The following is a 25,020-nucleotide window of genomic DNA, read 5'->3' as shown; positions in this document are numbered from 1 at the left end:
TTTAGTGCGAATTGAATACCTCGTCAAAAGTAAAGGTCTGGTCCAATCGCACTCCTTTTTCTGTCTTTTTTAGAGTGCAGAGCTGATTATGTGCATCGTGTTCAAAGAAAAGAAGGTAGTCTTTTTCAGCTACGGTTTCTACGAAACTGGATTTTTCTCCCAATGTAAGCAGTGGCCGGGTATCATAACCCATGACGTAGGGCAAGGGAATATGTCCGACCGTTGGAATCAAATCAGCAGTAAATACAACTGTTTTTCCTTTATAGTTGATATGCGGCAACATCTGTTTTTCTGTATGGCCATCTGCAAACAAGACTCCAAAACCTACTTCAGAGGTGTTTTGAAAAGCACCCCCAATACGATCAATAAAATAAAGATGACCACTTTCTTCCATTGGAAGCAGATTCTCCTTCAAAAATGATGCTTTCTCTCTTGCATTGGGATTGGTGGCCCATTGCCAATGTTCTGCATTGGACCAGAATTTCGCATTTTTAAATGCCGGTTCGTACCCGGTTTTGTCCTTGTTCCATTGGATACTACCACCACAATGGTCAAAGTGCAGATGGGTCAAAAAGACATCCGTTATATCATCACGATGGAACCCCAAAGCCGCCAAGGATTTATCCAAACTATGATTGCCCCATCTGTAGTAGTAGCTAAAAAATTTTTCGGACTGTTTGTTGCCCAAACCATTATCAATCAATATAAGCCTTTTACCCTCTTCAATTAGTAAGCAGCGAGCGGCTAAATCAATCATATTGTTGTTATCCGCAGGATTGGTCCTGGTCCAAATGGACTTGGGCACAACACCAAACATTGCGCCGCCATCCAATTTAAAATTTCCTGTCTCAATGGGATATATTGTCATTCAGAAAAGCAAATGACGTGCAAAATAAGAAAAGCGCCCCTTAATTGATTATAAAACATAGGTTTATTAGCCCTATTTTAACAAAAATCGGACACTGGCCAATTGAATCCTTAACCTTAGGCTACTTGCTGTTAGAACTGCCGTTGATTTTTATCGCACACTGTGATATAACCATCCTTGAAACAAAGATCTGTACAAGTTTAAAAGAATGACCGCTTTCTAAAAGAAAAGCGTTATTTTTCAAAAAAACTATTTCATGCTCGAACTTGCTGGCATAATCATCTTAGGAATCATTGCGCAATGGGTAGCTTGGCGCTTTAAGCTTCCAGCAATTTTACCATTGATTCTTATTGGATTATTGGTAGGGCCGATTGCCACATTGTATACTGAGGATGGCAGTAAATTGATTGAGCCTATTTGGAATGGGGAGAAGGGCCTATTTCCTGGAGATGGCCTTTATTATTTTGTCTCGCTGGCAATCAGCGTTATACTTTTTGAAGGTGGACTGACCTTGAAACGGGCTGAAATCAAGAATGTTGGGCCGGTAATCACCAAATTGATTACGGTAGGAACGGTTGTTACCTTTTTTGGTGCAGGGGTTGCCGCTCATTATATTTTTGGGCTAACATGGCAGATATCCTTCCTGTTTTCTGCTTTGATAATCGTTACGGGGCCTACGGTAATTACACCCATTCTTAGAAATATTCCCTTAAAAAAAGATATTTCTGCAATTCTTAAATGGGAAGGGATATTAATTGACCCAATTGGCGCTTTGGTTGCCGTATTGGTATTTGAGTTTATCAGTGTGGGTGAAGGACAGGCTTTTACCAAAACCGCCTTGGTTGAGTTTGGAAAGATTCTGCTTTTCGGCACCACTTTTGGCTTCACCTTTGCGCATGCACTTGGTTTTGCCATTAAAAAGAACCTGGTACCCCATTATCTTTTGAACGTGGTATCACTTTCAGTTGTTCTTTTAGTATTTGTGGAATCGGATTTGTTTGCCCATGAATCGGGCCTATTGGCCGTTGTGGTTATGGGAATGGTATTGGGGAATATGAATCTTCCGAACATCAAGGAGTTGTTGTATTTCAAAGAGTCATTAAGTGTTTTGCTGATATCAATCTTATTTATTCTCCTTGCGGCCAATATCAATATTAGTGATATGCAGTTGATTTTCAACTGGAACACCGCAATCTTGTTTGCTGTGGTTGTTTTTGTGATACGTCCTCTTGGGGTATTCCTAAGTTCTATGGGCTCCGACTTAAAATTGAATGAGAAATTGTTCATTGGTTGGGTGGGACCCCGTGGTATTGTGGCTGCTGGTATTGCTTCGCTCTTTGGTTCCAAATTATTATTGAAAGGCGAACCAGGGGCCGAATATATTACACCTTTGGTTTTTATGATTGTATTGGGTACGGTTTTGTTGAATGCAACCACCGCCCGTTTTGTTGCCAAGATCGTTGGCGTGTTCTTGACCAAATCTGAAGGAGTATTGATTATTGGTGCTTCCAAGTTATCACGGGTTATAGCCAACTATCTCAAAAACAACAACAGGCATGTGGTACTAATTGACAATAACCAAAGTAATATTGAGAAAGCACAACGTTTGGGGCTGGAAGCCATGACAGCAAACATATTTTCTGACACGCTTACAGATAATATTGAATTGAATGATATGGGCTTTTTGTTGGCATTAACGGGAAATTCAGATATTAATGAGTTTGCTATTAAGAAATTTGAAAAGCAATTCGGGGAAAATGGCGCTTTTAGATTGGTCAACCCTGATGAAATGAATAACCCGGACAACAAACCCAAGCAAGGGTTGTTCTCGCATACGGATGATTTTATCAAACTTATGGAGGTGGTCCGTAAGTATCCTGCCATACAAGAAATTGCACTTAAAGACAAGGCACATTACGATCAGCTAATTGACCTTATTAATGAGGACAGCGACATAATTCCGGTCTTCACAAAGGCTCCAGGAGGGAATATTGACATAATTCCGGCCGACAGCAAAGATTTTACCCCATCCCAAGAAGGCTATAAATTGGTCTATATGGGCAAGACACTCAGCGCTTAATTTTTCTTTCTTTAGAAGCCACATTTTTCCATCCATCAATTGAAATAGGGCATTCGTCAATTCACGATAGGACATGAAATGTCTGTTCATAATTTGGGCAATCCAAAGCTATGTGCAATGCAAAATTTCAATCAATTATTGTTTGTTTGGGTCATTATCATTTGTGTAGGCTGCTCTATCGATGCCATTAGAACGAACCAGTTATTGGAAGAGGAAGCGCAACTACCAGAGGTTATAAAAACGTCTGAATGTTACTCTTGTGTGGCTAAAGATGGGAAGCAATTGGAGCTCTGTGATTTTCAAAATGGAACGTATGAGCTAAGCCATGGAAATGACATATATTCCCTGACCACTGAAGATTTAGAAGGAAACACAGCCAAAAAATTTGTCGAAATTGGATGTCAGTTGGATGTGCTGGATTTTGACAGCAAAACCAATTAATCATTCAGCTTAAGAACCGCCATAAATGCTTGTTGTGGAATCTCCACGTTTCCAACCTGACGCATTCGTTTCTTCCCTTTTTTCTGCTTTTCCAACAATTTTCGCTTACGCGAAATATCACCACCATAACATTTGGCCGTTACATCTTTACGCAAAGCTTTAATGGTCTCCCTGGAAATAATTTTCGAACCAATTGCGGCTTGAATTGGAATGTCAAACTGCTGTCTTGGAATAAGTTCCTTCAGTTTTTCACACATCTTTTTTCCAATGGTATGGGAATTATCAAAATGGACCAATGCGGATAAAGCGTCCACTGGCTGAGCATTTAAAAGGATATCGACACGGACCAATTTGGAGGTTCGCATACCTATTGGGGTATAATCGAAAGAGGCATAACCTTTTGAAACGGTTTTCAATCGGTCGTAAAAATCAAAAACGATTTCCGCCAAAGGCATATCGAAAGTAAGTTCTACGCGCTCCGTGGTTAAATAGGTCTGATTGGTTATTTGTCCCCTCTTATCAATACACAAAGACATCACGTTACCCACAAAATCCGATTTAGTGATAATGGTTGCCTTGATATAGGGTTCTTCCACGCGATCCAGGGTAGAGGGGTCAGGAAGGTCAGATGGATTGTTTACGATGACCACCTTTTCCTTTTCTTTTGTGGTAAAGGCGTGATAGCTAACGTTAGGCACCGTGGTAATCACCGTCATATTGAACTCACGTTCCAAGCGTTCTTGGATGATTTCCATGTGAAGCATTCCCAAGAACCCACATCGGAACCCAAAACCTAGAGCGGCACTACTTTCCGGAGTAAAAACAAGAGAAGCATCATTCAGCTGCAATTTCTCCATGGAGGAACGCAGTTCTTCAAAATCTTCCGTGTCAACTGGATAAATACCTGCAAATACCATGGGTTTCACATCTTCAAAACCTTCAATGGCATTTTGGGTGGGCGAACTGGCATCTGTTATCGTGTCCCCAACTTTGACTTCGCGAGCATCTTTTATTCCTGTAATCAAGTATCCTACGTCTCCAGAAGAGATTACGGGCTTAGGATGTTGGGTAAGTTTTAGGGTCCCTATTTCATCAGCGAAATAATCCTTGTTGGTAGCGACGAATTTGATTTTTTGGCCTTTTCTGATTTCACCATTGATAACCCTAAAATAGGTTTCTACACCTCTGAACGGATTATACACGGAATCAAAAACCAAGGCTTGCAATGGCTCCTTAGGGTTCCCTTCGGGAGCTGGAATACGCTCTATAATTGCTGTCAATATGTCTTCAATACCTATTCCGGTTTTTGCACTTGCTGGAATTACTTCTTCTGGAGCACAACCCAATAGATCCACAATATCATCGGTGACTTCTTCTGGATTGGCGCTTGGTAAATCCACCTTGTTGAGCACAGGTATGATTTCCAAATCGTTTTCCAAGGCCAAATAAAGGTTCGAAATGGTTTGGGCCTGGATGCTTTGCGCTGCATCTACGACCAATAGTGCGCCCTCACAAGCCGCAATTGACCGTGATACTTCATATGAAAAGTCCACGTGTCCGGGAGTATCAATCAAATTTAGGACATAGGTCTCACCTTCATGGACATATTCCATTTGAATGGCGTGACTTTTAATGGTAATACCACGTTCCCGTTCCAAATCCATATTGTCCAATAGTTGATCCTGTTTTTCACGATCTGTAACAGAACCCGTAAAGTCCAATAAACGATCCGCCAAGGTACTTTTACCGTGGTCTATATGCGCAATGATGCAAAAATTTCTAATCTTCTCCATATCAACAACTGCCTGTAAAATCTGGGGCGTTAAAGCATCTGCAAATATAGCTCTTTTAGCTACCTAGCTCATTCTTTTTTATAAATATGACGATCTCTTCCAACCGGACGCTCTAAAATATTTTCTTAGATTTGATATCCAACCCCAAGACTAAATGAGACACTTTGCCACTATTGTTTTATTGGCGCTATTGACCTTTACAGGCTTGTATGGACAAACCTTTAAGATTACCGGAAAGGTTGTAGATCAACAAAATAATACCATCCCATTTGCCAATATTCTTTTATTGCAGGCTATGGATTCCACATTTGTTATGGGAACCTCAGCGGATGAACTTGGGCAGTTTTTGTTAGACGATGTTGAAGCGGACCTATATCTTTTGCAGGCCAGCTATGTTGGTCGCGGTTCTGAACCGCGAGCATTGGATATTTTGGGAGATGTTTCATTGGGCGCATTGATAATTCCTTTAGAAGCCAATAATTTGGATGAAGTAGTGGTTACGGCACGAAGACCAACAGTCCAAAGACTACCAGACAGACTGGTCTTTTCAGTTGAAAACACCGTTATATCGCAGGGGAGTTCGTGGGACATTTTAAGAAACACCCCCGGTGTCATTGTCAACCAATCAGATTTACAGATCAAAGGGCAGAACGCCACGGTTTATCTTAATGATCGCAAGGTCCAGCTATCAGGACAAGAAGTGCAGGATTTATTGGAGGGCTTATCAGGAACCAATATCAAATCGGTTGAAGTTATTGCTAATCCTCCGGCGCGGTATGATGCTGAAGGCGGTCCCATTCTGAATATTGTCACGTCAAAAAACATAGTACCTGGGTATAAAGGAAGCTTCAATGGCAGTTATACACAGGCGGTTTTTGCAAAATATAGTTTTGGAACAAGTCATTATTTTAAAACGGACAAGCTCAGTTTATTCGCGAATTATTCCATCAATCCCGAAAAGGAGATTCGCAAAACGGACAAAGGGGTCAACTTTATGGATGACACCAATTCCATTTTTTCGCGATGGAGCAGTGATTATAATCAGGTTGTTGAATCACAAGCTCAAAATGCTAGCGTCATACTTGACTATGACTTGGATGATCGAAATAGCATCAATTTCACTTCCAATATGCTTTTTAATCCCAATGTGAATCGTGGAACAAGATTGGACGCAGAAATAAGGAATTCCCAGTTCCAGCTGGACTCCACGTTTGTCACCCAGAATGATGAAGTCTTGGACAATACCAATCTTGCCTTTGACCTTTCATATGTGCACAAGTTGAAAAAGCCGGGAGCTCGACTTTCAATGAATGGGCATTATACGAATTTCAGTTCTGAATCTTTTCAAGACCTTAATTCCAACTATTTTGATGGAGCTGGAAATTTTATACGAAACTTTGGATTTGATACGGATTCCAGGCAGGATATTAAAATTTTCACAGGACAAATGGATTATGCCACAACCTTGGGAAACACTTCGTTTGAATCCGGGTTGAAAGTATCTTCAATAGACTCAGAAAGCGCTATTGTATTTAATAATTTTACCGGTTCTGATGATACGATTACACCCGCTTTGTCCGATGAATATGCTTATGATGAAAAGGTCTACGCGGGGTATATGAGCTTGGTTAAAAACTGGGACAAATGGTCTATGAAATTAGGCGTTCGGGGCGAACTTACAGACGCCGTGGGAAACTCATTGACCTTAAATGAGACCATAGAACAGAACTTTTTTGAATTGTTTCCTTCTGTTTATTTACTCTATTCTCCTTCGGACAAGCATAGCTTTGCTTTTGATTATGGGCGGAATGTACAACGGCCACGTTACAATGATTTAAATCCCTTCCGACGGTTTTTCAATGAAAATGATTTTGTAGAAGGGAACCCTAGATTAATGCCGAGTTTTGGTAACAATTTCAATTTCAACTATACCATCAATAGCGAGTTTTTCATCGATTTCTATTATCGTGATAATGGGATGAACATTGCTGGCTTGGTGTTCCAAGATAACGAGAATCAAACCTTGGTGGACCTGCAACAGAATGTATTGGAAAGTAAGTCGTACGGCTTGGATTTCACGGTAAGTAAAAGCGTGATGCCCTTCTGGTTTTTATATGCGTATACTTCCCTTTTCCATGAAGAAGAGACGTTTTTGGCTGTAGAAAGCAACAATATACCCTATACGGCAGAGGTTGACGGAGTTTACGGCTATTTAGCCAATTACCTTACCTTATCTGGTGACGGTTCGCTGACCGGTGAGGTGACCATGACCTATTTCAATAAGTTTTTATTTGGCTCCTATATTTCAGACGATCAGCTGAACCTTACTCTTGGACTTCGCAAATCGCTTTGGGATAATCGAGCAGTTGTTTCAATTGCGGCTGAGGATTTATTGGAGCGTTATAACCCAACCTATACGTCGCGTTATTTAAATCAAGACAACCATTATCGCCTTAGAAAAGAGACACAATTTATACGTGTTGGCTTTACCTATAATTTTGGAAACTTCAAGCTTCAGGACAATGAACGTGCCATCGAGAAAAAGGAACGTGATCGTCTCGAAGAAGAGTAAAGCATCGATTTTCGGTTATTTTGTATTTTTGCAGACCAAAAATTGAAGGATTTGCCAAATATTGGAAACATACAACTTCCTGAATTCCCGCTACTTCTAGCTCCAATGGAGGATGTAAGTGACCCGCCTTTTCGTGCATTGTGCAAAGAACAAGGCGCAGATGTGGTATATACCGAGTTCATTTCGTCTGAAGGACTTATTCGAGATGCGGCCAAAAGTGTGATCAAATTGGACATCTATGAAAAAGAGCGTCCTGTGGGCATCCAGATTTTTGGGGCGGAATTGGATTCTATGCTACAGGCAATTGATATTGTGGAAAAATCCAACCCAGATATCATTGACATTAACTTTGGATGTCCTGTTAAGAAAGTAGTGAGTAAAAATGCAGGGGCCGGCATATTGCGGGATATCCCGTTAATGGTAAAATTAACGGAGGAAATCGTAAAAAGAACCCATTTGCCGGTTACTGTTAAGACCAGATTAGGCTGGGATAGCGAAACCATAAAAATTGTGGAAGTAGCAGAAAGACTTCAAGATGTTGGCATCAAAGCTATTTCCATACACGGAAGAACTCGTGTTCAGATGTACAAAGGCAATGCCGACTGGAAACCAATAGCAGCTGTTAAAAACAACCAGAGAATGCATATTCCGGTTTTTGGCAATGGAGACGTTGACACCCCGGAGGCAGCGGTGCGAATGCGTGATGACTTTGGACTTGATGGTGCTATGATAGGACGAGCAAGTATTGGGAATCCTTGGTTCTTCAAACAGGTAAAACACTACTTTGAAACAGGAACACATTTAGCGCCTCCAACGATGGAAGAAAGGGTGGATGCCGCAAGGAAGCACCTACAAATGTCCATTGATTGGAAGGGGGAAAAACTTGGTGTTTTTGAAACGCGTAGACATTATACCAATTACTTTAAGGGGATTCCCCACTTTAAGGAATACCGCATGAAAATGGTCACAAGTGACGAATCCGCAGATGTTTTTGCGGCCTTTGATGAGGTCTTGGAAAAATTTGGTGATTTTCAGTTTGTTTAGGCGGTTACCAGTCTTTTATTGATTCTGCTGCTGGCAATTTTCGAGGAGATAAACCCAAGAACCACAATTGTTGCCAATACTACCAAGACATTCATGATGTTAAATTCTACTGGGTATGCCAAGGAAGGGGTAATCTTGAGCCAACCAAATGCCAATTGTGAGCCAATTAGGAGTGAGCCAATAAGCACTCCAATTAATCCACCGAGAGCGGTAACCAATAAACCTTGGGTAAAATATATCCGTCGTAATTCGGGAATGGTAGCACCAAGGCTAAACAAGGTTTTGGAATTTTGTTGCTTATCCAAAATCATCATGATTATAGCACCAACCACATTGAACAATGCGATAATCAACACCAATGTAAAAATCAAATAGGTCGCCAAATTCTCTGTATTCAACATACGATAAAGGGTACTGTTCTGTTCTTGCCGATTCAACACCAATACCTTATCACCTAAAACATCTCGAATTTGGTTTTGCACATCAATTGAGGGAACCTGTCCATCCAGTTTAAAATTCACGCCAGATATTTGTGTGCTGTCCTTTTCCAGTAAGGACTGTACCAAGGGTAATTGTGCAAACACATATTTTTTGTCCAGATTTTCTTCAACAGCATAAACGCCACTCACATAAATTGGAATTTGATTGTACGGTTTGGCGGTTAAACCTTGAGGTGTTATCGACCCTTTTCCTGCTTTGGGCACCAACAAAGTCATCGGGTTTTGATAATTGTCCAGCGGCACGCCTAGCAAGTTATAGATGCCAATCCCAACAACACCATTATATTCCATGACGCCCCAATTGCCAAAATATAAGGTGCTATCTACCCCGGTGACACTTCTGTAATTTCCATCAATTCCTTTGATATAAGCAATACAGCTTTTTTCTCGAAACGTAAGGTATGCTCGCTCTTCCAATTCTTTGGAATAATTGGCCAGGCCATCTATTTTCTTCAGTTCCATTTCCTCTTCAGGAGTAATGGAAAAATGTTTCCCAATAGCTGGTAAGGCTTTTAAATCAGGGTCAAAAGTATTGGTGAATGAAAGGCTGAATGTTTTTAGTCCAGCAAAGGCGGAAAGCACCACAAATAGTGCCGCAGACCCAATCACAATGACCAAAAAGGTGATAAAATTGATAATGTTTACCGCATTCTGACTGCTTTTGGAGCGCAAATAACGTTTAGCGATATAAAGCGGAAAATTCAAAATCAGGACTTCTTACGTTTGGCTAATAAATCCCTGTTTTCAATAGGGTTTTCTTCACCCTTTAATGACTTTTCTATCTTATCGATATACTCCAAGGAATCATCGTGGTAAAAGCTAAGTTCCGGAACCCTACGCAACTGGTTTTTGGTGCGTTGTGCCAATGCATGCTTGATCAACGATTGGTTGGAATTGATACCGTCCAGTAATTCTTTTGCTTTGTTATTCGGGAATACACTGATGTAAACCTTTGCAATGGATAAATCCGTAGTGATATAAACTTTTGAAACGGAAATCAAGGTACCTTTCAATCCTCCATCAGTAGCCGCCCTTTGCAAGATATCAGCAATATCCTTTTGTATGATTCCTGCAATTTTTTTCTGCCTTTGTGTTTCCATAAGTGCAAAATAACGGAATAAATGACGAACCTCATGAGATGAAAGGATTACTGTGCGTAATTTTGAACTATTACATAAGTGTTTTTAGTTAAATAATTGATTTATGGATAAAATTGAACATATAGGAATTGCCGTTAATAGCATAGCCGATTCCAATGCCCTGTTTACCAAATTAATGGGCGTGGAACCCTATAAAATGGAAGAGGTGGAATCGGAAGGTGTTCGCACATCTTTTTTTAAATCGGGACCAAATAAGGTGGAATTGCTTGAGGCTACCAATCCTGATAGCCCAATTGCCAAGTATTTGGCAAAGAAGGGAGAGGGGATCCATCATATAGCCTTTGCCGTTGAAGACATTGTCTCAGAATTGGCAAGATTAAAGGAAGAAGGCTTTAAAATATTGAATGAAGTTCCAAAAAAAGGCGCGGACAATAAGTTGGTTGCTTTTTTGCATCCGAAAGGGACAAACGGGGTATTAGTAGAGCTATGCCAAGAAATAAAAGGGGTTTAGCAGCGTTAAAACCTTGCGGTAAAGCAAAATAAATGCTAATATTGCATCCGCAATTTTTGCGGGTCCTATAGCTCAGTTGGTTAGAGCACCTGACTCATAATCAGGGGGTCCCTGGTTCGAGCCCAGGTGGGACCACTTAAAACCCTTGGTCGTTTTCTGCCAAGGGTTTTCTTTTTGTTCGGATTATAAATGACAACATGGATATTTAATATCTTGCCATAACCGGAAAACAATTCTTTCCAATTGGATTTTAAAAGCATCATCCATATTATAATCGTATGGCAATCCTTGTTTTTAGGTATTGTATTTCTTACGCCTAGATATGCCAAATACAAAAGGAATTTTTATCTATCTCTTTTGTTATTGACGCTTTGTGCTCATTTTATCTATAACATCCTTTTAGGACTGAATATTTGGGTGGAAGTGTTAGTACCGTTCAGTTGTTGCTATGGGTTTTTATATGGCCCTCTTTCATTATTTTATGTGCGTTCCCACTTGGTAAAAGATGCCCATCAAAAAACAATATACTGGCTGCATTACCTACCTTTTGGTATTGTTGTTGTTGGCGGACTTTTAGGGGTTATCAGCTGTAATCCACAGCTTTCATTGCTATTGTTATTGACCATGTTTGGGTATAGTATTGCCAATTTGTGGGAAATCTATAAGTACCAGCAAACCATTAAGAACATCACAACCCAAATGGTGATTCCTGAATTGAAATGGTTGAAAATTTTAACGCTCCTGATGCTTGTCATCATTGTATTGAATGTGTTCAGTACTACTAATCCGATTTTAGTGGTTGGCGGCAAAATAATTGCTTTGGAAACCGTAGTCCAAATCGGAATTTTTGCTTTGGTAAACTTGATTGCGTTTCAAGGTCTAAAGAACCCGCATTTTTTTAGACAGATAACCCAAGACGAAAAGAATCTAACCACAGAAATCTTCAATTCAAAAAAAGACAGCAAAAGCACAATTGGAATTGACCATGAAAAACTTGAGGCGCTGGAAATTTATATGAATGCTGAAAAACCGTATTTAGAACCAGACCTAACCATACAATCCTTGGCGGGTAAACTTCAAATACATCCCAAGACACTTTCACAAATCATTAATCAGCACTTTCAGGTAAATTTCTCAGAGTACATTAATACTGCACGGCTAGAGGAAGTTAAAAAACTCCTTGCCAATAATTCAGATTCCGGGATGACTGTAATGGAGATCATGTATGATTGTGGTTTTAACTCCCGTTCAGTCTTCAATGGGTATTTCAAAAAGAAGACAGGAATGACCCCGTCCCAGTACATTTCCAATTTAAAGGAATAAAAAATGTGTTCGGATTCTTGAATCCGAACGTCTTCCCGCCACCTCCGTTTTACATTTGATCTCAAACATCAAAAAACGGAAACATGTATTGCTTTAAACAATTCAAAATTAAAAAGTTACGGAAGGAGCTTATCGTCCTTTTAGTCAGCTTTGCAGTAACTACTGCTTCATTGGGCCAAGAGTCAAAAATTCAATGGGATACCTGGGGTGTACCCCATATTTCAGCCAATAATCTAAACCAGACGTATTATGCCTTTGGTTGGGCGCAGATGAAGGCGCATGCCAATTTGATTTTACGCATGTATGGAAAATCTCGTGGTCGTTCATCTGAATACTGGGGAGGTCAGGAACACTTACAATCGGATAAAAATGTCTGGAGTTTGGAAATTCCCACCCGAGCTCAAGAATGGTACAACGTCCAATCAAATCAAACCAAAGGCATATTGGAACACTTTATAAGAGGCATGAATGATTATGCCAAGAAAAATCCAGAGGCCATAAATCCAGAAAACAGGCCAGTGCTTCCAGTGGTCAATACCGACCCACTTGGGCATCTGCAGTTATCTTATCATGTAATGGTGGGCGCGTTTGCATTAAACCAGCAAGCTGGAGCCTGGAGAAACGCAGGTTCAAACGCATGGGCATTGGCACCTAAAAAGACAAGTACGGGGAACACCATGCTTTTGATACAACCGCATCCACCTTGGTTTGATGCTTTTAAATTCTTTGAAGCACATTTGAAATCAGGAGATTTAAATCTTTATGGCATAGCACAAGTAGGTTCCCCAACAATCGCGATGGGGTTTAATGAACAATTAGGGTGGGGCCTTACCTTTAATCAAGCGGATACTTTTGACTTAATTGAATTGGAATTGGACGGAGACAAGTACAAATCTGCAAATGGATCGTGGAAAGCACTTGAAGTAACTTCAAGGTCACTAAAAACTAAATCGGAAAAAGGAGTTTCCGAGGTAGAAGTGTTCACCAAAAAAAGTGAGTTTGGATACATAATAACAGAAAAGGGGAATAAAGGACTTGCATTACGATTGTCAGGGTTAGATAGGCCATTTATGATGGAACAATTTTTTGAAATGGGCACAGCCAAGAATTCGGGCGATTTCTTGGAAGCACTTGGCAAACTTCAACTACCCTTGCAGAATATTGTATATGGTGATAAGGAAGGCACAATAGGATATGTGTACAACGGTATTATTCCAAAACGGGAATATGGTGATCATGCGGAATGGTCTCAAATTTTACCCGCATCCAAAGAGGGTGCTCTGGTGGAGGAATACCACACATTTGAAGAACTACCAAAACTGATAAACCCGGAATCAGGATTTGTGGCCAATTCCAACAATTCGCCTTGGACCAGTACTTTTCCAATCGCATTGAAGGAGGAAGATTATCCAAAGTATTTTGCGTATCCAACCTTTGATTTGCGCAGCAGACGCTCCCTTAGAATGTTGCTCGAAAAAGACAAGCACAGTTTTGAGGATTTATTGGAATCTCAAGGCTCTACCTATGCTGAGCTGGCGGATTTAGTATTGGACAAACTAGTAGAATATGCCGAAACACAGACAGATGATATGGTAAAGAAGGCGGGCGAAACTCTAAGTAATTGGGATAGAAAACTTGACGCCGACAGCCAGGGGGCCGTACTCTTCATTAATTGGTATTTTGGCTCAAGAAGGAATGCAATTTTTGAAACACCTTTTGAATACTCAAATGTTTTAGATGCCCCATCGGGATTAACACAAGAAGCCAAGGCACAACTTAAAATGGCAGCACAGAAAACCATCGAGCAGCATGGTAAATTGGATGTGTCGGTGGGCGAGGTGTACAAAATTCAATCAGGGAATACCATGCTCAATGGAGCATTGGGGCTAAATGAGGTTGGGAGTTTTTCCGCAGGGTTTTATAGACCTGGACCAAACAATCAATGGGTTTTACTGGGAGGCACAACTTTTTCAACAGTAGTTGAGTTTGCTCAGAAAGTGAAAGCAAAAGGTTTATTGAGCTATGGCAACTTTACACAACCAAGCAGGTATAAAGCTGAGGATTCAATGCAGCTAACGATTGATAGGGAACTACGGGACGTATATTTTTATAAAGAGGAAATTGATGAAAATACAGTTGAGACTGAGCAATTGAAATCACCATAAGTGTGAGAATGACATATATTTTAATTAAAAGAGCACCATGGGTTTTACCCGTGGTGTTTTTTGCTTTTTTATAAAGCCAACCCGTATTCCAATAAAATTGAACAGAGGGAAGGCAGCGAAACTTTTAACGTAATATTAAAAGTTGGGCTGGTCTTAGTTGCATATCTTGATGCGCAACAATTCCTTTGGAAACACCATCAAAAACTAATAGTCAAATGATTAAAACTACGTTCTTGGCGCTTGCCTTGTGCTGCGCTATGCCAACTATTGCCCAAGACTTCAATACCACAATTACCAGCTGGTCTGCAGATGGAAGCAAGATTTTGGTAACCTCAAATCGCAATGGAAAATCCCAAATTTTCGAATTACGTGCTGATGGTTCTCATGAAAAGCAACTCACAATAACAGAAGCTTCAAATTGGTGGGCTACCTACTCACCGGACAATTCAAAAATTGCTTTTTATTCCTATAGAGATGGGGATGCGGAAATCTACGTTATGAATGCGGATGGATCACATCCCACAAGATTGACTTTCAATAAAAGTTTTGATTACTACCCCACTTGGTCGCCAGATGGAGACCAGATTGCCTTTTATACGGGTAGGGATGGAAATGAAGAAATCTATGTGATGAATGTGGATGGTTCTGGCATGCGGAATTTGTCCAATAATAACGCCAAAGACCAAGACCCAAGATGGTCACCGGATGGAAAACACATCGCATTCCAGAGCGACAGGACAGGGAAGTGGCAAATTCATTTGTTGGAAATAAAAACGGGGGAAGTTACCAACCTATCCAATAATGAATTTATTGATGAATTACCAAGTTGGTCCGCAGATGGTTCCCAGATCATTTTTCATTCCAACAGAGAAGGTAAGGGTCGGATTTATTCCGTGGACATTGATGGCAAGAACGAAAAGGTGCTTACAAGTCCAGAACGGGATAATTTTATTTCGATTATGGCCCCTGATGGGAAATCCATAATATATACATCGAATCGCAATGGACCACTGGAGATTTATAGGTACTATTTGCAGGAGAATAGAGAAGTCAATTTGGTTAACTAACTGCTCATAATGAAGGGCTTAGCAAGAGGCACTTTGATTGCCATGGTGTTGGTATTTGTAGGATTTAATGCAGTAGCGCAGTCTGATTCTATTTATGGGTATGCGGACCCATCTATCAAAGAGTTGGCACAATTTGAATACTATCGAGGTAAATGGAAAACCGAGATGGAAATGGTTCAAGACGACGGAACGTTTGAAAAAATTGATTTTACAGCAGAGGTCATTGGTCGGTTTTTGGATGACCATAGGACTTTTCATATTCAGTTTAAAGGATCCAATGGGTTTTTCTCTACAGACATCCGTTCTTTTGATGCCACCGAAAGAAAATGGAAAACACTTTTTTTGAATGCCAAAGCCCAACGCTGGCAGCATTTCAATTCTGAAATGGTCAATGGGAAAATGACCGCTTTGATTTTGGGAGGATATAGTGGCAAGGAAGATTTTGACATCAAGTTAGTAGACCACCCTGTTTCTGAAGACAACTACCTCAGGGAAGTATATCATTCATATGACGAGATGCAGAACTGGAAATTGGTATACAAAATCAATGTGGTTAGGGAGAAATAAGCGGATTAGCAATAATAAGAAAATTCTTACGTTCAAAATATGAAGATTTGACTTGGACGTAATGAAGGGCACAAAAGAAGCTATCGATACCATTCTACAACTCCCATTCCCAATTGTTTTGGTTAACAAGGAAATGGAGATTCAAAAACATTCCAACGGGTTTTATTCGTTTTTTGGATTGGATACTTCGGACACTTACCCCAAAAAGCTCGAAACAGTAATTGGAGAATTACCAAAATCCCTGAAGAAAATAAGGGACGGCAAAACTCACCAAAAGAAGCAAATCAGTGAATTTATTACCCATATCACTAGAAAAAATGAGCTGAAATGGTTCAAGTTGGTATTGAACATTGTAGAAGACTCATCAGGATATTACATCTATTTTGACGATGTAACCCAAAAGAAAATTGCACTTGACCTTTCGCAAAGAGCTGAAAGAACCGCGAGGATCGGTAGCTGGGAAGTAGATTTGGTGAACAACACTATTTTTTGGTCAGAGATGACCAAGGAAATACATGAGGTGCCCAAAGATTTTAGTCCCGATTTGGAAACCGGAATCAATTTTTACAAGGAAGGGGAGCATCGAGATAAGATCGTTGAAGTAGTTTCTGAAGCCATTGAAAATGGCACTCCGTACGATGTAGAACTGATTATCGTAACTGCAAAGGGGAATGAAAAATGGGTTCGCGCCATTGGTGAGGCAGATTTGGTTAATGGAAAAGTAACTCGACTTTTTGGGGTTTTCAAGGACATCGACAAATCAAAAAAAGAAAGCCAGGAAATACAAATTTTAACGCACCGAATGAAGGTCGCTGTGGAAAGTTCCAATATTGGTATTTGGGATTATGACATTATAAAGAACAACCTGGTTTGGGATGAAAACATGTACTCACTCTATGATGTAAACAAGGAAAATTTCATTGGTGAGGTTGCTGCATGGGAACAAACAATACACCCAAATGATAAGGAGCGCAGTTTAAAGGCAGTGGAGTTGGCAGTGCAGGGCAAAAAGGAATTTAACACCGAGTTCCGAATTATTACAGGAAATGGAGCCATTAAATATATTCATGGTCAGGGCATAGTTTTTCGTGATAAAGAAGGCAACCCGTTGCGAATGATTGGGGCTAATATGGATGTTACCCGCATAAAGAGAGCGGACAATAGGCTAAGACAATTATTGAACACCACGGAAAAACAGAACAAAAGTCTTTTGAATTTTGCCCACATCGTTTCACATAACCTAAGATCGCATTCAAGTAATCTTTCAATGCTAACGGGAATGCTCTTGGATAAAACAGACCCAGCCAAGCAGGAACGATTTATTGAAATGATTCGAACTTCATCCGAAAGACTGGATGAAACCGTGGTACAATTGAACGAGGTTATTAAAATACAAACCAACCAAGATCAAAAAATGAACTGGGTCTCCATTGAGGAAACCCTAGAAAGTGTGTTTGAGAGCATCAATGCCCTTATTGGTGAAATTGTTCCCAAAATAGAGTTAAAAATCCCCAAAGGATTAAAGGTTTTTGCCATACAACCCTATTTGACCAGTATCTTTCTTAACCTGTTGACCAACAGTTTAAAGTATCGTAGTCCCAATAAAAAACTTAAGCTTGTTATAAAGGCCGAAAAACACCAAAATACCATTAAGATTTCCTTTCAAGACAATGGTAGGGGAATCAACCTTGAAAGACATGGGCATACGTTGTTCGGTATGTACAAAACGTTTCACGGGAATCCAGATGCGAAAGGCGTAGGTCTTTTTATTACCAAAAACCAAATGGATGCCATGAACGCGGAAATTTCGGTAGAGAGTGAAGAAGGCAAAGGAGCGAAATTCACCTTAACATTCACTAATCATAAAAACCTGAACAATTAATGAACCCTTCCGTTTTTGTAGTAGATGATGACTTTGTTTTTAGGGAGGTTGCCGAGGTGCTAATAAAAAGCACGGGCCTAACAGACAACATTACGCATTTTGAAAATGGACTTCAGGTGTATCAAGAACTTATTCATCGTGCACAAATGCCCGAAAACCTTCCAGATTTGGTGCTGTTGGATATTAACATGCCTGTTATGAATGGCTGGGAGTTATTGGAAGAACTAAAAAAAGGCCCTACCGCAATAAGATCCAATGTCCAGATTCATATTCTTACATCCTCAATCGCCCCAGAAGATTTAAATCTATCCAAACACTATAGCTTCATAAATGGGTATATTACCAAACCACTGACCAAAGCTGATCTTGAAAACTTAGCACAAGGGTTGGTATAGGCAAACTTAAATTTTAAGGGCAATATTGCGTTTTTCCAAATAGCCAACAAAGAGAATTAGCAATAAGGAAAACACCAACGACCGTATTATTCCAATGATCCCTTCTGATAGAAATCCAGACCAATTGAACCCAGTCAATATAAATATTGGATAGACGAAATAAGGCATTAAATAGCAAGTCAAGGTGCTTGTTCCTGCTGGTTTAATCAGGGCGGCCCATTTAGTAACTTGAAAAACATCAACCAACAAATACATTATGACATAGCTGAGTAGTCCAATCCCAATACAGATAGCGCTCCAGGAAGGTGTAGCGTATATTTTGGAAATAGGAAATGCTGGGCGCACAAGAAAACCATAAATGATAAACAACACCCCAATTAAAGAAATCAAGCCAAGGAATCTGTTGAGGTTCTCACCTTTCGCTTTGAACCTTAGATAAAGCATTGTACAAAGAACACCCGCCATGACCAACACGTGGTTGGAAGCACTAATTACCAACTTAAAGCTTGGCAAACTTTTGAAAAATCCTCCTTCTTGTACATTCATGAACAATAGGAAAACAAAAAGTAGGATCATTGCCCAAAATCGAGTTCTTAATACCAAATAAAATAAGCTATTCAATAAATAGGCCCAACCAATCAAGCCAAGGATGCCCCACCAATGAGGTTTCATCCATACCACTTCTTCCGCAGAACCGCCTTTGTAAACCCATGCTAGAACAATTAAAAGTAGAATGCCAGCAGCTTTCAAAACTTTCCCCAAAGTTTCGCTGATTTTGGGATTTCGTTTGTAATTCATCCATACCAAGAAAATAGCCGTGGCCATAAGAATTTCCCAAACACTTTTATTCATGATCATTTCTTGATCATAGATAGATTCAAAGTTGACCATATACACACCCATGACCAACAACGCCAAAGTTCTAACAAGAATATGTCCGGTAATCTGTAAAGACGTTTCCTTTTTTTTGAAACGGACATTAATGGCCAATGGAATAGATAATCCAACAATAAAAAGAAACAGTGGAAAAATGATATCTGAAAAGCCCATGCCGTCAACATCTGCAGCAGTATGTTTCAACCACTCTGGGACCCCGGTCAAAGACCATAAGTCATTCACAAAAATCATTAGGAACATGGTTAACGCTCTTAATATGTCGATGGTTTGAATACGATTTCCCATAGGGCAAGTTTGTACTGTGGTGGTTTGCCTCAGAAGTTAATGGATTTGCCTCAATTTTGCATAGAATATTATCTAAGTAACATGGCAAAGGCTCCAACCGCAGTAACAAACAAGATAAACCGTTTGTAATTGGTGTCGTTAATGAGCTTAACAATGGCAACGCCAGAAAACAATCCCAAGAAAATAGCTGGAAGCAACTTAAGATTGATCAATAATGAATCCCAAGTAATTGTTTTCCAAATAAATACATGAAATGGAAGTTTCACAAGATTGGTGATAAAAAACAACCATGCAGCGGTGCCCACAAATTCGTTTTTTGGCAACCTCATGGCCAAAAAGAAAATGTTGGTAAATGCACCTGCAAGATTGCCTATCATAGTGCAAATTCCCGCCATAATACCAATTGGCCCTGCAAATAACCAATGCGTGGGTACTGAACTGGATTTACGCTTATCCCACCAAATCAAAAGGCCCAAACTGATAAAGATTATAGTCACCATGCCCCATTTGAATTCCTTTTCAGGTAAGTCCTTCCCCACATACGCACCAATCAAGATTCCGGCCAGCATCCAAGGTAAAAACCGAAAGATGTATTTCCATTGGGTATGCCTATTGTAGTAAATGACTGCAAAAATATCACCGACAATAAGAAGTGGAATAATCAATCCTGTTGATTGTCGAGCACCAAAGGCCAAAGCCAGTAGCGTAACATTGAAGGTGGCTAACCCCTTTAATCCTGCTTTTGAAGTACCCATCAAAAAAGTAGCGGTAAATGCAAGTGCCCAGGCCATTAACGAAGGCTCCAATGTTGTCGATAGGTTCAAATCAGGTGTTTAGCGAACAAAGGGCAAAGGTATCCCAAAAAATCATACATTAGTATTTGACCAAACCGGACCTTTATGGAATTAAGCACGCTTGACTATAGCTTTATCATAGTTTTCTTCACAACTGTTTTAGGGATAGGAATTTACGTCTCTAAAAAATCAGGAAAAAGTTCATCAGAGTATTTCTTATCAGGAAGAACCATGCCGTGGTGGCTACTTGGTCTTTCCATGGTGGCAACTACCTTTTCTACGGACACACCAAACCTGGTGACTGACCTGGTTAGAACCAATGGTGTTTCTGGAAACTGGGGCTGGTGGTGTTTTCTTTTGACAGGAATGTTGACGGTGTTTGTTTATGCCAAACTCTGGAGAAAATCAAATGTAAACACGGATCTTGAATTCTATGAATTAAGATACGGAGGGAAGGCTGCAAGTTTTTTACGGAAATTCCGGGCGGTTTACCTTGGGGTAATGTTTAATGTGATTACCATGGCTTCCGTAACATTGGCAGCCATCAAGATTGGTGGTGTAATGTTGGGATTGGAACCTTGGGAAACGGTTGTAGCGGCTGGTTTGATTACTGTGATTTTCAGTGCTTTGGGCGGTTTCAAGGGTGTTGTTTACAGCGATTTCCTATTGTTTTTCGTTGCAATGGCAGGAGCAATTGGTGCGGCAATTTACTTGGTGAATATCCCCGAAGTTGGCGGCCTCCAAGCAGTTCTGGAGAATGAAAATGTCAAGGACAAACTGAGCATTTTACCAGATTTCAGCGACACAAAGGCGCTAATTACTGTGTTGGTAATACCATTGGCAGTGCAATGGTGGAGTTCTTGGTACCCTGGAGGTGAACCAGGTGGTGGTGGTTATATAGCGCAGCGTATGTTAGCGGCCAAAAATGAGAATCATGCAATTGGCGCTACCTTTTTCTTTAATATCATGCATTATGCACTACGACCCTGGCCATGGATTTTAGTTGCTTTGGCTTCTTTGGTGGTCTATCCAGATGTAGCAAGTATACAAGAGGCATTCCCTAATGTGGCAGAAAGCAAACTAGGGCAAGATTTAGCGTATTCCGCAATGTTGACTAAACTCCCAAGTGGTTTACTTGGAGTGGTGTTGGCTTCACTTGTAGCCGCTTACATGAGTACAATTTCAACGCAATTGAATTGGGGTTCTTCCTATATAGTCTTTGATTTCTACAAACAACAGATTAATCCTAATGCTACTGAAAAACAAATGGTAAGGGTAGGTCGTTTGTCCACCGTTGTTTTGATGGTATTGAGTGCGTTTCTGGCATTAGCACTTCAAAACGCAATGGGGGTGTTTAATCTACTGTTATCTTTTGGCGCAGGTACCGGGCTGATATTTATTCTAAGATGGTTTTGGTGGCGTATCAATGCGTGGAGCGAAATCACTGCTATGTTTTCATCTGGAATCTTAGCTATTTTAATGGAAACCACGGCATTAAAAGAAATACTATTTCACCCAGAAACGGGAGTGTTTCCAGAATGGGGGGAATTACCCTTCATCATGCTGGTCACTTCAATTATTTGGTTGACAGCGACCTTTGTAACCCAGCCAGAAACAAAGGATGTATTGAGAAGTTTCTATAAAAAAATCCAACCTGGAGGACCTGGATGGGCCAAAGTGGTGGAAGAAGCTGAAGCTGAAAATGTGCAAATTAAAGATAACAATGAAAAATGGTCGGTTCCAGCTGGACTTACTGCAATGATATTGGGGGTAATCTTAATATATTCGGTAATGTTCGCCACTGGGTATTGGATTTATGGCGAGACAAATTTAGCGTTGATTTTGACCGTTGTGGTTTTAGTATCGGCAGCATTGTTGATTCGCGCATGGAACAAACTAAAAGACAACTTATTGTAATAGCCATGAAAGATAGGATTGTAGCAGTAGACATTTTTAGAGGGTTGACTATTGTTCTTATGATTTTGGTCAACACCCCGGGAACTTGGTCCAATGTTTATGCTCCTTTGTTGCATGCAAAATGGCATGGTTACACTCCTACAGATTTGGTGTTCCCTTTTTTCCTGTTCATTGTGGGGACGTCCATTGTTTTTGCATATAAGAATAAGCAGGCGAATTCAGGTACATATAAGAAAATTACGGTTCGCAGTTTGAAACTTATTGGACTTGGACTATTTCTTGGCGCCTTTACCATTAGCTTTCCATTTATTAAGGAGTTTGCAGCTATTCGATTTCCAGGTGTTTTACAGCGAATAGGAGTAGTTTTCTTTTTTGCCGCGATTCTATTCTTGAATTTGGATTGGAAAAAGCTTGTGGGCCTGGCCTTGGTTCTGTTGGTAGGATACTGGGCCATGATGACACTTATTCCGGTAGAGGGTGTGACATCAACCTTGGAACGCGCTCCAAACAATTTCGCCAACTATTTGGACGTAAAAATCTTTGGCAGTCACAATTACAAACCAGATTATGACCCGGAAGGTTTGCTTAGTACAATTCCGTCCATAGTGAGTGCTTTGATGGGTATTTTCACAGGACTTGTTCTTGCCTCCAAAAGAGACGACAAAATAAAATCAATGCTACTCATGGGTGCCGGATTAGTGGTTTTGGGTCACATTTGGGACTTGGTATTCCCGATTAACAAAGCATTGTGGACAAGTAGCTTTGTTTTGGTAACTGCAGGGTGGGCAAATTTGGTTCTTGCATTAATTTACTACATCACGGATGTTAAAAAGATTCAATTTGGAAGCATATTCAGATATGCCGGAGCAAATGCCATTACCGTCTATTTCCTTTCCAGTTTTATAACTAAGCTTTTCTATTCCATAAAAGTGGATGGTGAAATGTCTGTACACGGCTGGCTATTCAACACCATTTACGTACACGATTTTATGTCGATGAAGTTATCCTCGATGCTCTATGGATTATCAGTAGCAGGATTTTATTGCTTGTTGGCGTATATTATGTACAAGCGAAAGCTATTTATAAAGGTGTAGTGACTTAATCACGAAGCGCTAACAAGCGTGACACATACTTGCCAATTACATCAAATTCCAAATTCACCTTCGTTCCTATTGTATAGGAATGGAATCCCGTATGCTCATAGGTATAAGGTATAATTGCTACGCTAAACCCATTCTTTTTTGAATCCACCACCGTTAAACTTACACCGTCAATAGTAATGGAGCCTTTTTCTATAGTCACATTGTTCAATTTGGAGTCATACTCAAAGCTGAAAATCCAACTCCCATCTTTTTCTTCATTTGACACACATATTGCAGTCTGGTCTACATGCCCTTGAACAATGTGACCATCTAACCGCGCGCCTAAAACCATAGCACGCTCCAAATTCACTAAATGTCCGTTGGTTAAATTCCCCAAATTGGTTTTTTCCAATGTTTCTTCAATAGCCGTAACCGTATAAACATCTCCTTCAATTGAGACCACTGTCAAGCACACCCCATTGTGCGCCACGCTCTGATCAATTTTCAATTCTGAGGTAATATTGGAGTCAATTGAAATATGTAAGTTCCCTCCTTCATTTTCCAACTTTTTTACTGTTCCCAAAGTCTCAATTATTCCTGTAAACATGTGTCTTTTTTATTGAGTAATTTTGTAGTGTAAAAGTAGCTATAACGCCATAGATTTTATGAAGGAAACAGGAAAAATAAAGCTAGGGATATCCATTGGGGATTTAAATGGGATAGGCTGTGAGGTTGCATTAAAGACGTTTTTGGATTCCAGGATGATGGATTTTTGTACCCCAGTGATCTTTGCTTCGAATAAATCTATCTCTCAACAGAAGGTGGAATTGGGACTGAATATCAATTTCAATGGCGTAAAGGATGCTTCTCAGGCGGTTGAAGGTAAAATCAATATTGTGAATGCGTGGCGGGAAACGCCAAAATTGGAATTTGGACAGGCAACAGAAGAAGCCGGGAAGTTTGCCATAAAATCACTCCGAGCAGCTGTACAGGCGTTAAAGCAAAATAAGATAGATGCATTGGTCACAGCGCCAATCAACAAAAACAACATTCAAGCTGAGGATTTCAAATTCCCAGGACATACGGATTACCTAGCCCAAGAGTTAAAAGGCGAGAGTTTGATGTTCATGGTTGCAAATAGCCTGCGGGTCGGTCTTTTAACCGATCATATCGCGGTAAAAGATGTGGCAGAGGCAATTACTCCAAAATTAGTGCGAGATAAAGTACTGACCATGGTTAATTCGCTTAAGATGGATTTTGGTATTCGACGACCTAAAATAGCCTTGTTAGGTATTAATCCGCATAGCGGTGACAATGGTACCATTGGCGAGGAGGATGACAAAATTTTGAAACCCACGGTCAAAGAATTATTTGACCAAGGGACATTGGTTTATGGTCCGTATTCTGCTGACAGCTTTTTTGGTTCTGGGTCGCACGAGAATTTTGACGCGATACTAGCAGCATATCATGATCAAGGCTTGATTCCATTCAAAACACTTTCCTTTGGCAAAGGGGTGAATTATACTGCAGGATTGGATAAAGTCAGAACTTCTCCAGATCATGGTACTGCCTATGAAATTGCTGGAAAAGGTGAAGCGGATGAGAGTTCTTTTAAGGAAGCTGTTTTTACGGCAATTCAAGTTTTGAGAAACCGAAACGAGTATATGGAACTCAATAAAAATCCATTGCAAAAACAGAAAACAAAAAAGGCGAGTTAAAATTTATCCAATTGGGTCA

Annotated in this window: 21 protein-coding genes and 1 tRNA gene; 15 read left to right on the top strand and 7 right to left on the bottom strand. The window is 40.2% G+C overall.

The features are described from left to right. Position 1: 1 nt before the first annotated feature. A complete protein-coding gene (locus M3P19_RS09330; RefSeq protein ID WP_249657398.1) occupies positions 2-868 on the bottom strand; it encodes an MBL fold metallo-hydrolase in 867 nt (288 codons plus the stop codon). Positions 869-1,124: 256 nt separating this feature from the next. On the opposite strand from M3P19_RS09330, the gene M3P19_RS09325 reads away from it, so the two are divergent. Continuing rightward, on the top strand, positions 1,125-2,948 hold the full coding sequence (locus M3P19_RS09325) for a cation:proton antiporter (protein WP_249657397.1): 1,824 nt from the start codon (positions 1,125-1,127) through the stop codon (positions 2,946-2,948). A gap of 117 nt (positions 2,949-3,065) precedes the next feature. Then, complete coding sequence (locus M3P19_RS09320) at positions 3,066-3,389, top strand: hypothetical protein (RefSeq protein WP_249657396.1); 324 nt, start codon at positions 3,066-3,068, stop codon at positions 3,387-3,389. Here M3P19_RS09320 and lepA read toward each other — a convergent pair. Beyond that, complete coding sequence (gene lepA / locus M3P19_RS09315; protein WP_249657395.1) at positions 3,386-5,182, bottom strand: translation elongation factor 4; 1,797 nt, start codon at positions 5,180-5,182, stop codon at positions 3,386-3,388. The genes M3P19_RS09320 and lepA overlap by 4 nt on opposite strands. Before the next feature lie 154 nt (positions 5,183-5,336). Here lepA and M3P19_RS09310 point away from each other — a divergent pair, with 154 nt between their 5' ends. Continuing rightward, positions 5,337-7,754 carry an outer membrane beta-barrel family protein gene (locus tag M3P19_RS09310; protein WP_249657394.1) on the top strand — a complete coding sequence of 806 codons (2,418 nt, stop codon included), beginning with the start codon at positions 5,337-5,339 and terminating at the stop codon, positions 7,752-7,754. 51 nt (positions 7,755-7,805) lie between these two features. Then, entirely contained in the window at positions 7,806-8,798 is a 993-nt protein-coding gene (dusB, locus tag M3P19_RS09305) for a tRNA dihydrouridine synthase DusB (RefSeq protein ID WP_249657393.1), read from the top strand. Here the strand turns inward: dusB and M3P19_RS09300 are convergent. Further along, positions 8,795-10,003 carry an ABC transporter permease gene (locus M3P19_RS09300; protein ID WP_249657392.1) on the bottom strand — a complete coding sequence of 403 codons (1,209 nt, stop codon included), beginning with the start codon at positions 10,001-10,003 and terminating at the stop codon, positions 8,795-8,797. The genes dusB and M3P19_RS09300 overlap by 4 nt on opposite strands. Before the next feature lie 2 nt (positions 10,004-10,005). Further along, on the bottom strand, positions 10,006-10,398 hold the full coding sequence (gene rbfA / locus M3P19_RS09295) for a 30S ribosome-binding factor RbfA (RefSeq protein ID WP_249657391.1): 393 nt from the start codon (positions 10,396-10,398) through the stop codon (positions 10,006-10,008). A 103-nt stretch (positions 10,399-10,501) separates the two neighbouring features. Between rbfA and mce the strand changes: the two genes are divergently transcribed. The 8 genes from mce (at position 10,502) to M3P19_RS09255 (ending at position 18,308) form a co-directional block, all read left to right on the top strand. Further along, positions 10,502-10,909 carry a methylmalonyl-CoA epimerase gene (gene mce, locus M3P19_RS09290; protein WP_249657390.1) on the top strand — a complete coding sequence of 136 codons (408 nt, stop codon included), beginning with the start codon at positions 10,502-10,504 and terminating at the stop codon, positions 10,907-10,909. 61 nt (positions 10,910-10,970) lie between these two features. Beyond that, positions 10,971-11,044 (top strand) — tRNA-Ile (locus M3P19_RS09285). A 108-nt stretch (positions 11,045-11,152) separates the two neighbouring features. Then, a complete protein-coding gene (locus M3P19_RS09280; protein ID WP_249657389.1) occupies positions 11,153-12,232 on the top strand; it encodes a helix-turn-helix domain-containing protein in 1,080 nt (359 codons plus the stop codon). A gap of 83 nt (positions 12,233-12,315) precedes the next feature. Continuing rightward, positions 12,316-14,397 (top strand): penicillin acylase family protein, encoded by a 2,082-nt coding sequence (locus M3P19_RS09275; protein ID WP_249657388.1) that lies wholly within the window; start codon positions 12,316-12,318, stop codon positions 14,395-14,397. Between the two features lie 215 nt (positions 14,398-14,612). Then, the gene (locus M3P19_RS09270) at positions 14,613-15,464 is read left to right on the top strand and encodes a TolB family protein (protein WP_249657387.1); all 852 of its coding nucleotides are present in this window, start codon (positions 14,613-14,615) and stop codon (positions 15,462-15,464) included. A 9-nt stretch (positions 15,465-15,473) separates the two neighbouring features. Continuing rightward, entirely contained in the window at positions 15,474-16,031 is a 558-nt protein-coding gene (locus M3P19_RS09265) for a hypothetical protein (RefSeq protein ID WP_249657386.1), read from the top strand. A gap of 61 nt (positions 16,032-16,092) precedes the next feature. Continuing rightward, positions 16,093-17,913, top strand: coding sequence for a sensor histidine kinase (locus tag M3P19_RS09260; protein WP_249657385.1), 1,821 nt, complete (start codon positions 16,093-16,095; stop codon positions 17,911-17,913). Then, complete coding sequence (locus tag M3P19_RS09255; RefSeq protein WP_249657384.1) at positions 17,913-18,308, top strand: response regulator; 396 nt, start codon at positions 17,913-17,915, stop codon at positions 18,306-18,308. The genes M3P19_RS09260 and M3P19_RS09255 overlap by 1 nt, the downstream gene beginning before the upstream one ends. 6 nt (positions 18,309-18,314) lie before the next feature. Here the strand turns inward: M3P19_RS09255 and M3P19_RS09250 are convergent, their stop codons facing one another. Both M3P19_RS09250 and M3P19_RS09245 read right to left on the bottom strand, forming a co-directional pair. Then, complete coding sequence (locus M3P19_RS09250) at positions 18,315-19,490, bottom strand: DUF5009 domain-containing protein (protein ID WP_249657383.1); 1,176 nt, start codon at positions 19,488-19,490, stop codon at positions 18,315-18,317. A 68-nt stretch (positions 19,491-19,558) separates the two neighbouring features. After that, the gene (locus M3P19_RS09245; RefSeq protein WP_417953862.1) at positions 19,559-20,245 is read right to left on the bottom strand and encodes a sulfite exporter TauE/SafE family protein; all 687 of its coding nucleotides are present in this window, start codon (positions 20,243-20,245) and stop codon (positions 19,559-19,561) included. A gap of 144 nt (positions 20,246-20,389) precedes the next feature. Between M3P19_RS09245 and M3P19_RS09240 the strand changes: the two genes are divergently transcribed. Together M3P19_RS09240 and M3P19_RS09235 are read left to right on the top strand one after the other, a co-directional pair. Next, positions 20,390-22,201: a sodium:solute symporter family protein gene (locus M3P19_RS09240; protein WP_249657381.1), complete on the top strand. Its 1,812-nt coding sequence runs from the start codon at positions 20,390-20,392 to the stop codon at positions 22,199-22,201. Between the two features lie 5 nt (positions 22,202-22,206). Next, positions 22,207-23,295, top strand: coding sequence for an acyltransferase family protein (locus M3P19_RS09235; RefSeq protein ID WP_249657380.1), 1,089 nt, complete (start codon positions 22,207-22,209; stop codon positions 23,293-23,295). A gap of 4 nt (positions 23,296-23,299) precedes the next feature. Here M3P19_RS09235 and M3P19_RS09230 read toward each other — a convergent pair whose 3' ends face one another. After that, positions 23,300-23,890: a riboflavin synthase gene (locus M3P19_RS09230; RefSeq protein WP_249657379.1), complete on the bottom strand. Its 591-nt coding sequence runs from the start codon at positions 23,888-23,890 to the stop codon at positions 23,300-23,302. Positions 23,891-23,948: 58 nt separating this feature from the next. Between M3P19_RS09230 and pdxA the strand changes: the two genes are divergently transcribed. Beyond that, positions 23,949-25,001 carry a 4-hydroxythreonine-4-phosphate dehydrogenase PdxA gene (gene pdxA, locus M3P19_RS09225; RefSeq protein WP_249657378.1) on the top strand — a complete coding sequence of 351 codons (1,053 nt, stop codon included), beginning with the start codon at positions 23,949-23,951 and terminating at the stop codon, positions 24,999-25,001. Positions 25,002-25,020 lie beyond the last annotated feature (19 nt).

Origin of the sequence: Flagellimonas spongiicola, assembly GCF_023502425.1 — a bacterium.
Classification (GTDB): Bacteria; Bacteroidota; Bacteroidia; order Flavobacteriales; family Flavobacteriaceae; genus Flagellimonas; species Flagellimonas spongiicola.
Note: the sequence above shows the minus strand (reverse complement) of the source record. Positions and strands in the feature narration are given on the sequence as shown.